This is a genomic window from Frankia sp. AgKG'84/4 (assembly GCF_023242965.2).
Lineage (GTDB): Bacteria > Actinomycetota > Actinomycetes > Frankiales > Frankiaceae > Frankia.
The window spans coordinates 1-6,828 of the sequence record NZ_JALKFU020000275.1; the positions used below are offsets into that span (position 1 = coordinate 1).

The following is a 6,828-nucleotide window of genomic DNA, read 5'->3' on the forward strand; positions in this document are numbered from 1 at the left end:
TCTCGGAGCGACACACCCGCACCCCGGACGATCAACCAGCCGCTCCCGATCTACACCACGCAGTGGGACTCACCCTGTCAAGGCGCGACGACATGACTGAGATCATACGTTCCGACCGTCCGTGGCTGCCTGCCGAGGCCAGGCTCGTAGGGGTTTTTGCCGAATTGTTCCCCCGGTTGGTGGTCGCGGCAGGGGTCCCGGCGGTGGCGAAAGCACCCAAGTATGGAACTTTTCGCCTCTTTCGGCGCGGCAACCCGGGGTGTCGGAGTCCGGTGGGCGATCGAGCGGATTCGGTGCGTGAGAATTCCGCGGTTCGGGTACACCGTACTTCGCGCCGGCATCCATCCGATGCGTGCGTTGGAGGTGCGTCTTGCGAGGACTTTCGAGAGTCAAGGCTCTGGGCCTGGTGGTCGGGACGGGAATGACGCTGGCCGTTGTTCCGATGGCACCGGCGATCGCGGGAACGATCAACAATCCGTTGACGGTCGCCGGCACGGTGCGGTGCCAGGCCGGCTCCGCGGAATCAATCCTGATTACCGGCGGCGGAGAGTCGCACGGTGCGTCTACCGGCGTGGGTGGGCGTTTCTCGGTGACCTTCGGGAACCCGATCCTGCCCAGTGTCGCGACTGCTCAGGTGCGGTGCGACATCGCCGGGAAGAGAACCTATCCCTCGACGAACTTCACCTTGTACCGCCCGGCCGGCGGTCACGTTCTCAACGTGACTCTGATGGTCGTCTGATCCGGTAAATCTGACGGGTGGTGCGCCAGGAATCTGGCACACCACCCGTCATTTTCGAGGCTGGCCGTGAGGCGATCCGGCGTGGCTCTCTGTGATCAATGCGGTGTCCATCGCGGTAGAGCTTGTCTGGATAATTCTCTTGTATCAAGATTGAATGCCTGTCGGACTCGGGTGCTCGGATCCTGCTCGTAGAGAGCATGCACTCACGGGCTGGGCGCTGTGCCCGCCGAGTGTGTCTGCCTTCACGCCATGTGACGGATCTCAGTCGACCCGTCCGCTCGGCGGGGTGCGAAGCTGGTGGGGTGACCCTCTCGAAGCGTGCGTCCTGGTTCCTGGTCGCTGTTGGTGTGTGGACGTGGGCGATCTGGCCGAACTTCCTGCGGAACGTCTGGAAGGATGATCGTTCCTGGGACTCCGGGCCGACGGCCTTCTTCACCGTCCACCTCGTGCTGACCGTGGTCTCTCTCGTGATCGGCACGATCGTCGGCTGGCTGGGTGTCCGGGCGGTCCGGGCGGTCCGCCGCGCCGGCACCGGGGCGGGTAACGCGACGTCCGCGGATCTGGTCGGCTCCCAGCGTTGAGCCAGCGTCCCCCGGCGGTCCTAGAGACGATCATCGCTGAACACCGGGTCCCTCACCTGGGCGTTCCCGGATCTGTCGGTGGCGTCGGGTAGACATCTGTCCATGGCGGCGGACGGATCGACCACGACGGGCCCGGCGGACCTGGCCACAGCGGCGCTCGCTACCGACCCGGCGTCGGCGGCCCTGCGGGGGCGGGCCGAGGAGCTGCTGCGTGCCCTCGCCGGGCCGGCGGCCGCACTGCGGGAGGACCAGTGGCGGGCGATCGAGGCACTGGTCAGCCAGCGTCGCCGGGTGCTGCTCGTGCAGCGCACCGGCTGGGGCAAGTCGGCGGTGTACTTCCTGGCCACCGCGCTGCTGCGGACCGCCGCCGGTGGGAACGCGCGGGTCGGGCCGACGGTCATCGTCTCACCGCTGCTCGCCCTCATGCGAAACCAGGCCGCGGCGGCGCAGCGGCTGGGCATCCGCGCCGGCGAGATCCACTCCGGCAACGTCACCGAGTGGGACGAGGTGTACGCGGCGCTGCGCGCCGACGAGCTCGATGTGCTGCTCATCGGGCCGGAGCGGCTGAACAACCCGACGTTTCGCGACGACTACCTGCCTGAGCTCGCCGCCAGAACGGGCCTGCTGGTCATCGACGAGGCGCACTGCATCTCCGACTGGGGCCACGACTTCCGTCCCGACTACCGCCGGCTGCGCACCGTCATCGCCGGACTGCGGCCGGGCGTCCCGGTCCTCGCCACCACCGCCACGGCCAACCAGCGGGTGGTCGCGGACGTGAGCGAGCAGCTCGGCACCGGTGCGCAGGACAACGCCACCCTGGTGCTGCGCGGGACCCTCGACCGGGCGAGCCTGCGTCTCGCCGTCGTCGCGCTGCCCCGGGCCGAGGACCGGTTCGGCTGGATCGCCGAGCGGCTGCGGGAACTGCCCAGCTCCGGCATCGTCTACACGCTGACGAAGGCCGCAGCCGAGGAACTGACCGTGTTCCTACGCGGTGAGGGGCACGCGGTGGCCTGTTATCACGGCGGCACCGAAGCCGCCGAACGGCTCGCGGCGGAGGAGGACCTGCTGGCGAACCGGGTCAAGGCCCTCGTCGCGACCAGCGCCCTCGGGATGGGGTTCGACAAGCCGGACCTGGGTTTCGTCGTGCACCTGGGAGCGCCCGCGTCGCCGGTGGCGTACTACCAGCAGATCGGCCGGGCCGGGCGAGCGGTCGATGCCGCGGAGGTCATCCTGCTGCCCGCCACCGAGGACCGGGACATCTGGCGTTATTTCGCTGACACCTCCTTCCCGCCCGAGGCGGTGGTCCGCACCGTGCTGGCAGCGCTCGCCGAGGCCAGCCGGCCGATGTCGACCCAGGCGCTGCTGACCGCCGTCGACATCGGTCCCGGCCGGCTCGACCAGATGCTCAAGGTCCTCGACACCGACGGCGCGGTCCGGCGGGTCCGGGGTGGCTGGACGGCCACCGGTCTCGCCTGGTCCTACGACGAGCCCCGCTACCGGCGGGTGACGGCGGCCCGGGAGCGCGAACAACAGGCGATGCTCGACTACCTCGTCACCCCGGACTGCCGGATGGAGTTCCTGCGCCGCCAGCTCGACGACCCCGACGCCGCCCCCTGCGGGCGGTGCGACCGCTGCACCGGGCGGCAGTGGTCCTCCGCTGTCTCCGCGGACGCGCGGGCGAGGGCCCGGGCGGAGCTGCTGCGGCCGGGTGTGGTCGTCGAACCGCGCCGGATGTGGCCGACGGGCATGAGCCGGCTCGGGATCACGCTGTCCGGGCGCATCGCGGCGGGGGCCGCCGCCGATCCCGGCCGGGTCCTCGCCCGGCTCGCCGACGTGGGCTGGGGTAACCGGCTGCGGCCGATGTTCGCTCCCGGCGGCGCCGACGGACCGCTGCCGGGCGACCTGGTCGATGCCGTCGTGGCCACGCTCGCCGGCTGGGAGTGGCAACGTCGGCCCGCGGCGGTTGTGGCGATTGCCTCGCGCGGGCGGCCGCGGCTCGTCGCGAGCCTCGCCGAGCGGATCGCCGCCATCGGCCGCCTGCCCCTGCTCGGCCAGCTGGACCGGGTGGCGGGCGGGCCGTCCGCCGGGGAGGTCCACAACAGCGCGCATCGCCTCGCCGGGCTCTGGGATGCCTTCGCGGTGTCCGAGGAGCTGCGCGGGGCGCTGGCGGCCGTCGACGGTCCCGTCCTTCTCGTCGACGACCGCGTCGTCACCGGCTGGACGATGACGGTCGCCGCCAGGTTGCTGCGCCAGGCGGGCGCCTGCGCCGTGCTGCCGTTCGCGCTCGCCACCGACGCCGGCTGATCCGGCCGGCGTGCCGGTCCGCGGGACGCCTGCCGACGGTGATCGCGGCGCCCGGCGCTGTGTGGTGGAGGCCAGTTGCCACATCTGCCTCTCGGCTGACATTTGGCAGTTTTCGGTCCGTCGGCCAGCGATGTTGTTCGGCTGTGACATCGGCGTGAACTTAATGACGTGACCCTGGATTTCCTCAGTATTCGCCCTAACCTGGCTTGCGGGGGGCTTCGAAGCCAGTCGGCCTTGTTGGTCGAGCAACGGAAGCGGGCGCGCACTGACCATGTTCAACAGTGATCGTTGTACCGCCATGGTGATGGGAGGCGGCCGGGGCTACGTCGCCCACCGCTGCGGCAAGCGAGCGATCACCAAGGATCCGGACGGCCTGTGTCGAACTCACCGCCTGGCGCGCGAGGGTGCGCAGGACAGCGAGGTGGACGAGCGAAACCTGCTGCGCAGCAGGGAGCATGAGCGTCGTCTCGGCGAGCTCGCCCAGCATCTCGCCGACTTCTACCAGCTCCCGGTCGCCCTGGAGTACGACGAGGCCCAGCCGACCCGTCCGCCGACCGGCCGCCTGATGATCGAGCCCCATGACCTGCTCAGGGTTTTGCGCGCGCAGGACCTGATGCCGCGCCGCGCCAGCTGATCTGGGTCGCCGGCCTGGACCAGGAGAACAGTGGGTCTCAGACGAGCTGTTTTACCTGCCGAATAACCATGGTGGTCTCGACCCGCGTGATTCCGCCGATCGCGGCGACGCGCTGGACGAGGTAGGTGTAAAGGTCCTCGGCGTCGCGGCAGATCACGGCGGCAACAAGGTTGCTGGGCCCGGTGGTGGCTGCGATGAAGGCCACCTCGGAATGGCGGGCGAACGCGTGGGCGGCCGCCTCCAGCGCGGTGGGGGCAGCGGTCAGCCAGAGTAGCGCGATCGTTCGGTAGCCCAGCTGCCCGGGGTCGAGCTGCAGGTCGAAGTACAGCGCGCCGCTGTCGCGCAGGCGGTGCAGCCGGCGTCGGACGCTCGGCTCGGACAACCGCACGGATGCCCGCAGCGCGCCGTGGGCGGCGCGGCCGTCCCCGCGGAGTCTGTCCAGGAGGATCCGGTCGACGTCGTCGAGGCGCGGGTGCGGGCCCGATCCGAGGTACCCGGCCGGCGGCCGCAGGGCCGCGACCTGCTCGGCGGTCAGCGCGCCGATCTTCGAACACCAGCCATCCGGACCGCCGTAGTGGGTCCGCAGCAGCCGATGCGCGGTGATGGCGAGGATCGACGGGATGCGCGGCCACCTGTGCAGCAGGAGTGACGCCGCGGACTCCTCGTCCGTCGTTTCGAGGACGCAGATCACTTCGGAGCTGCCGGAGACCAGGGCGACGAAGGTGGTGTCGGCCCGCCGGGCGATCGAGGCGGCGAGCGTGACAGCCGCGTCTGGCGCGCAGCGTATCCGGATCATCCATCGCGGCCGTCCGGACGTGCTGGCGGGCCCGGGACGGCCCAGGACCCGCAGGCCGGCCGACGCGCGCAGACGCTGATAGCGGCGCGCGACCGTGTGCGCGGAGACACCCATGAGCTCGGCGATCGTGCTGAAGGGAACGCGCCCGTCGAGCTGGAGCGCCTGCAGCAGCTTGAGGTCCAGCTCGTCGATGGTGAGCGAATTCGTCACGCGGACCCTGATTCCTGCCCGAACTCGTCGATTTCCCTGCCGTCAGCCACCTCAGTATCGCCCGCCTCGGCAGGCTCGCGCCCATGGCCGGAAGGATCCGGCTGGCTACGGAGGAGGACGGTATGTGGGATGTCGTGGTGGTGGGCGGCGGCCCTGTCGGTCTGTTTCTGGCGGCGGAGCTGCGGCGCGGTGGCGTGTCGGTCGTCGTGTTCGAGCGGCGGGCGGCGGGCACGCCGGCTGCCGGCGGCGACCGCGCGCTGCAGGTACGCACGCTGCAACTGCTCGCCCTGCGCGGACTGCTGGATCCGGTACGGCAGCGGGCCGCGGCGACGGGCGGATCGTTCGTCGGCTTCACCGCGGACCCGGGGGATGTGGCGCCGCCTGATCTTGCCGAGCTCGTCGCGAACTGGGGCGCGAGCCGGCTGAAGGGGCACCTCGCGATGCTTCCGCTGATCGACCGGGACGGCGAGTTGTCTGACCTGCCGAACCAGCTCGCCGTGTGGCAGGACAAGTTGGTGGAGGTGTTCGCCGACCGCGCGCACGAGCAGGGCGCGGACCTGCGGTATGGCAGTGAGGTCCTGGCGGTCACCGACCGCGGCGACCATGTCGGTGTCAGGCTCGCCGACGGTAGCGAGCACAGCGCGCGTTGGCTGGTTGGCTGCGACGGCGGTCAGGGCGTCGTGCGGCACGGCTTCGCCTTCGACAGCACGGCTCCGGGACTGGTCGTGTACCTGGCCGGGGCCTCGATCGAGCCCGCGGGACTCGTACGACCAGGACTGCATCGCACGGCGGGCGGGCTGATGTTCATCAACGAGCCGCCCGGTGAGCTCGTCGTCATCGAGCCTGACCCGGCTGACGCCGTCACGCGGGGGCCGGTGAGCGAGGCGGACTTCGTCGACGCCCTACGCCGGGTGAGCGGGACGGAGGCGACAGTGAGCGCGTTCGCGGGAGCGGTGCGCGTCACCGACCACGCCAGGCTGGCGCTGGACTACCGGCACGGCCGGATACTGCTCGCCGGGGACGCCGCCCACCTGCACTCCCCGATGGGCGGTCAGGGGCTCAACATCGGACTGCGGGACGCGGCCGGTCTCGGGTGGCGGCTCGCCGGCGTCATCGCCGGTGACGACGCCGCCACGCTTGACGACTACGGACGCGAGCGGCGACCGGAGGCCCAACGCGTCCTGCGCGACACCCTTGCCCAGAGCGCGCTGCTGCGCACCGACCCGCACAGCGCGGCCCTGCGGGACCTGGTCGCCGAGCTGGTCGAGATACCCGAGGTCAAGCGGCGCCTCGCCGAACGGATGGCCGGGCTCTCGAGCGCAATCCCTGCCCGGCCGGACAGTCATCCACTCGTCGGCACGTTCGCGCCAGCACCGGCCCTGGCGGCGATCACCGCGGACACGATCCGACCCGTGCCCGTGCGGATCGACGGCCTGCCCGCGCTGGTCGTCCGACCCGACGGCTACATCGAGTCGGTCGCCTGACCGCTCGCCGTGGGGGGGGGGCGGGGGGGGGGGGGGGGGGGGGGGGGGGGGGGGGGGGGGGGGGGGGGGGGGGTGGGGGG

6 protein-coding genes are annotated in these 6,828 nt (G+C 71.1%); 5 read left to right on the forward strand and 1 reads right to left on the reverse strand.

Annotated elements, in window-relative coordinates; translation table 11 throughout:
* The first annotated feature begins 421 nt into the window (after positions 1 to 421).
* The 4 genes from MXD58_RS16675 (at position 422) to MXD58_RS16690 (ending at position 4,258) form a co-directional block, all read left to right on the forward strand.
* Positions 422 to 739, forward strand: coding sequence for a hypothetical protein (locus MXD58_RS16675; protein ID WP_248838440.1), 318 nt, complete (start codon positions 422 to 424; stop codon positions 737 to 739).
* Between the two features lie 302 nt (positions 740 to 1,041).
* Positions 1,042 to 1,320, forward strand: a complete 279-nt coding sequence (locus MXD58_RS16680) for an SCO4848 family membrane protein (protein WP_248838439.1) — start codon at positions 1,042 to 1,044, stop codon at positions 1,318 to 1,320.
* Between the two features lie 102 nt (positions 1,321 to 1,422).
* On the forward strand, positions 1,423 to 3,624 hold the full coding sequence (locus MXD58_RS16685; RefSeq protein WP_248838447.1) for a RecQ family ATP-dependent DNA helicase: 2,202 nt from the start codon (positions 1,423 to 1,425) through the stop codon (positions 3,622 to 3,624).
* Positions 3,625 to 3,922: 298 nt separating this feature from the next.
* On the forward strand, positions 3,923 to 4,258 hold the full coding sequence (locus MXD58_RS16690; protein ID WP_250609518.1) for a hypothetical protein: 336 nt from the start codon (positions 3,923 to 3,925) through the stop codon (positions 4,256 to 4,258).
* Positions 4,259 to 4,295: 37 nt separating this feature from the next.
* On the opposite strand, the gene MXD58_RS16695 is transcribed toward MXD58_RS16690, so the two are convergent.
* Positions 4,296 to 5,264 (reverse strand): Lrp/AsnC family transcriptional regulator, encoded by a 969-nt coding sequence (locus MXD58_RS16695; RefSeq protein ID WP_248838437.1) that lies wholly within the window; start codon positions 5,262 to 5,264, stop codon positions 4,296 to 4,298.
* Between the two features lie 122 nt (positions 5,265 to 5,386).
* Between MXD58_RS16695 and MXD58_RS16700 the strand changes: the two genes are divergently transcribed.
* Complete coding sequence (locus tag MXD58_RS16700; protein ID WP_248838436.1) at positions 5,387 to 6,748, forward strand: FAD-dependent oxidoreductase; 1,362 nt, start codon at positions 5,387 to 5,389, stop codon at positions 6,746 to 6,748.
* Positions 6,749 to 6,828 lie beyond the last annotated feature (80 nt).

Coding starts and splice junctions, on each gene's coding strand:
- MXD58_RS16675 (WP_248838440.1), top strand. CDS start 422: ATGACGCTGGCCGTTGTTCCGATGGCACCGGCGATCGCGGGAACGATC.
- MXD58_RS16685 (WP_248838447.1), top strand. CDS start 1,423: ATGGCGGCGGACGGATCGACCACGACGGGCCCGGCGGACCTGGCCACA.
- MXD58_RS16690 (WP_250609518.1), top strand. CDS start 3,923: ATGGTGATGGGAGGCGGCCGGGGCTACGTCGCCCACCGCTGCGGCAAG.
- MXD58_RS16700 (WP_248838436.1), top strand. CDS start 5,387: ATGTGGGATGTCGTGGTGGTGGGCGGCGGCCCTGTCGGTCTGTTTCTG.